At 60.0% G+C, this 2,765-nt stretch carries 3 protein-coding genes and 1 pseudogene; 1 reads left to right on the top strand and 3 read right to left on the bottom strand.

Going from position 1 to position 2,765, the window contains the following annotated elements:
• Positions 1 to 387 (top strand): annotated as a pseudogene (locus EN750_RS27900) (MFS transporter); the annotation flags it as partial.
• Between the two features lie 3 nt (positions 388 to 390).
• Here EN750_RS27900 and EN750_RS27905 read toward each other — a convergent pair.
• The 3 genes from EN750_RS27905 to EN750_RS27915 all read right to left on the bottom strand — a co-directional run bounded on the left by EN750_RS27905 (position 391) and on the right by EN750_RS27915 (position 2,415).
• Positions 391 to 1,419 carry an NAD(P)/FAD-dependent oxidoreductase gene (locus tag EN750_RS27905; RefSeq protein WP_127269545.1) on the bottom strand — a complete coding sequence of 343 codons (1,029 nt, stop codon included), beginning with the start codon at positions 1,417 to 1,419 and terminating at the stop codon, positions 391 to 393.
• A 195-nt stretch (positions 1,420 to 1,614) separates the two neighbouring features.
• Positions 1,615 to 1,935: a 2Fe-2S iron-sulfur cluster-binding protein gene (locus EN750_RS27910; RefSeq protein ID WP_056582251.1), complete on the bottom strand. Its 321-nt coding sequence runs from the start codon at positions 1,933 to 1,935 to the stop codon at positions 1,615 to 1,617.
• Positions 1,936 to 2,046: 111 nt separating this feature from the next.
• Positions 2,047 to 2,415: an Hpt domain-containing protein gene (locus EN750_RS27915; protein WP_127269546.1), complete on the bottom strand. Its 369-nt coding sequence runs from the start codon at positions 2,413 to 2,415 to the stop codon at positions 2,047 to 2,049.
• Positions 2,416 to 2,765 lie beyond the last annotated feature (350 nt).

Raw genomic sequence — 2,765 nt, forward strand, 5'->3', positions numbered from 1 at the left:
GGATATGCAACGCTGCTGGAGGTAGAGGTCTTGACGATCTGCATCGGGTTTGGAACCGGAACGACGTTTCCGGTCACCACCGTGTCGGTCCAGAACGCCGTCGATCGCGTGCATCTCGGCGTCGCGACGGGCGTGCTGACATTCCTGCGTTCGCTTGGCAGTGCGCTTGGTGTCGCGATGCTCGGCGCGGTCGCTCTGGGCTACGGCTTGCCACTTGCCGGTGAAGGCGTGCGGATCGTGGGCCATAGCGCGACGGTCGAGCCGTTCGTGATGATCTTTGCCGTCGCCGCCGTTACATTGCTGCTGGGGCTGATCACGCTGACGCTGATGCCCGAAAAGGAGCTTCGCGGTTACGCCGACAATGCGGCGCCCATCCTCGCCGAGTAAGCTTCAGCCGGAGACGCCGAGCTTCTTCTGCAGGCTGGTCGATGAGGTCGTGTACTGGAAAACGATGCGCTCGCCGGGGCTGATGATGCGCTTGGCGGCCTGCGCCATCAGCGCCACTTCGTGGAAGCCAGACAGGATCAGCTTCAGCTTGCCCGGATACCAGTTGATGTCGCCGACCGCGAAGATACCGGGCACCGATGTCTGGAACTTCTCGGTATCGACCGGAATAAGGTTCTCGTGAAGGTTGAGACCCCACTCCGCGATCGGTCCGAGCTTCATGGTCAGGCCGAAGAACGGCAGCATGCGCGTGCAAGGCACCTCGACATCGCCGTCAGGTCCCTTGATGGTGGCCGATGACAGTTGGCCGTCGGCACCGGTCAATCCGGTCACCTGCCCGACCTGGAACTCCAGCTGCCTCATCTCCTGCATGGCATACATCTTGTTGACGCTGTCGGGGGCGGCACGGAACTCGGGCCGCCGGTGCACAAGCGTCACGCTCTTTGCCACCGGCTGCAGGTTCAGCGTCCAGTCGAGTGCCGAGTCGCCGCCGCCGACAATAACGAGGTCATGGCCGCGAAAATCCTCCATCCGGCGCACCGAATAGAAGACGCTCTTGCCTTCATAGGGCTCTATGCCGGGGATCGGCGGACGCTTGGGCTGGAAGGAGCCGCCGCCGGCGGCAATCACCACCACCTTGGCCTCGAACACCTCGTTTTCGTCGGTGGTGACGCGAAAACTGCCATCCTCCAGTTTTTCCAGGCTGGAAACCATTCGGTTGTAGCTGAAATCAGGCTTGAACGGCGCGATCTGCTCGAGCAATTTGTCGACCAGCCCCTGCGCCGAGATCGAAGGCCAGCCTGGAATGTCGTAGATCGGCTTTTCCGGATAGAGTTCCGCGCACTGGCCGCCCGGCCGATCGAGAATGTCGATCAGGTGGCACTTCATGTCGAACAGGCCGAGCTCGAACACGGCAAACAGGCCAACCGGCCCTGCCCCGACAATAAGCACGTCTGTCCTGATAATGTCGGTCATGCCTGTGCCTCGCTGCGCATGACCCCGAAAATCGGATCGATTTTCGGAAAGGATCATGCGCAAAATAAAGTCCTACAGCGTCCTTTGCGCGCCCAAGAGGACGCGCGGCGCTGTAGTGAAACAACAGGACACTGCATGACCATCGCTCCGCTGCCAAGCCGCAGCGGGAAAAATCAGTTGGCAAAGATACTGCGCTTATCCCTGACGGGCAGGCACCCGCACAATGAGACCGTCGAGCGCGTCTCGCACCTTGATCTGGCACGACAGCCGTGAGTTCGGCTGGACGTCGTAAGCGAAGTCCAGCATGTCCTCTTCCATCGCTTCCGGCTCGCCGACTTCAGCCGTCCAGGCTTCGTCGACATAGACGTGACAGGTGGCACAGGCGCAGGCACCGCCGCATTCGGCTTCGATCCCGGGCACGGCGTTGCGGATCGCGTTCTCCATGACCGTAGAGCCGTTCTCGGCGTCCATGTCGAAATGCGTGCCGTCATGGGCGATGAAAGTCAGCTTGGTCATTTGTCACCTGAAGGGAGTTCCAGCCGAGATAATCACTCCGGCTGACAAGTCAACTGCCGCATGAAAGCGCCGCCCGATGACGTTTTTCCGCAAATCGGGTTCAGCGCGGATTCAGCGGTTGATGGCGGCGATGAAATCGCGCACTTCGTCGATCAGCATGCCAAGCCGTTTGAGCGTCTGGCCGTCTTCCGGCCGGTGCTCGATCTCGGTGGCGCAATCGGCGATGGCAAAGGCGCCGACGCCCCGTGCCGAACCCTTCAATCCATGGGCGAGCAGAAGCCGGTCCTTGATGTCGGCGTCGACTATTCTGTCGCGCACGGACAGCGCCTGCTGTACAAACAGCGCCAGCACCTCTTGCTCAAGGCTGCGGTCACCCATCGTCTGGCGGGCAAGGTGTGCCAAATCGACCGGCCGTGACCGCCTTGGTCCGGATACGTCGCCCCCGGGCATTGAGAAGGCAATGCCGCTTTCGCCACGCATGAACTCGAACTCCGTTTCTTCGATTCGCCCAAAAACCTAGGCGAATCCAATGGACAACGGGTTAATGAATGGCCGGGAAAAATGTTGCCAAAGCGGCGCCCAAATCACAGTTCCGTTAACCTTATATTTAAAGTTTTACGTATCCCGCGGAATGCATGTTTTCTTTACCCCCCTGTGTCATTACGATACGAGGGGTCCATTTTCAGCCTCCTGCGCGGGGCAAGACAAACAGAATTATAAGCCCGCGGCAGCTAGTACAGGGTAGCGAAGGCATGGCAAAGAAACCAACGACGACGAGAACTCTCGACAGCGACGTGGCCAGGGAACTGGAAAAGGCGCTCGATCTCGAC

It is taken from the genome of Mesorhizobium sp. M7A.F.Ca.ET.027.03.2.1, assembly GCF_003999175.1.
Classification (GTDB): domain Bacteria; phylum Pseudomonadota; class Alphaproteobacteria; order Rhizobiales; family Rhizobiaceae; genus Mesorhizobium.

Coding starts and splice junctions, on each gene's coding strand:
- EN750_RS27905 (WP_127269545.1), bottom strand. CDS start 1,419: ATGACCGACATTATCAGGACAGACGTGCTTATTGTCGGGGCAGGGCCG.
- EN750_RS27910 (WP_056582251.1), bottom strand. CDS start 1,935: ATGACCAAGCTGACTTTCATCGCCCATGACGGCACGCATTTCGACATG.
- EN750_RS27915 (WP_127269546.1), bottom strand. CDS start 2,415: ATGCGTGGCGAAAGCGGCATTGCCTTCTCAATGCCCGGGGGCGACGTA.